The organism is Streptomyces sp. P9(2023) (assembly GCF_032436795.1).
Taxonomy (GTDB): Bacteria; Actinomycetota; Actinomycetes; order Streptomycetales; family Streptomycetaceae; genus Streptomyces.
The window spans coordinates 1-255 of the sequence record NZ_JAUPWM010000652.1; the positions used below are offsets into that span (position 1 = coordinate 1).

A 255-nucleotide genomic window follows, 5' to 3' on the forward strand; every position below is an offset into this window, starting at 1 on the left:
GGGTCAAAGAATTTCAAACGGTGCGGGAAGCCTTGATCCAGTCGACTAATATCACGGCTTATAACACTTACGAAACCTTGAAAGCCAAAACCTCCCCGACTTTTTCTTATGACAATTACTTGGCGAAGATGGGGTATCCAAATTCTGATAAATGGTCAATGGAATCCGCACCTTTAGGCCCAATGGATGTGACTACTTTACAACAAACCAACGGCTTTCAAACTTTAGCCAACAATGGAGTGTACAAAGAAGGCT

At 42.7% G+C, this 255-nt stretch carries 1 protein-coding gene; it reads left to right on the forward strand.

The genetic code is table 11. From position 1 onward, the window contains the following. The coding region (locus Q5762_RS39025) for a penicillin-binding transpeptidase domain-containing protein (protein WP_315897062.1) at positions 1 to 255 on the forward strand (255 nt) is incomplete at both ends.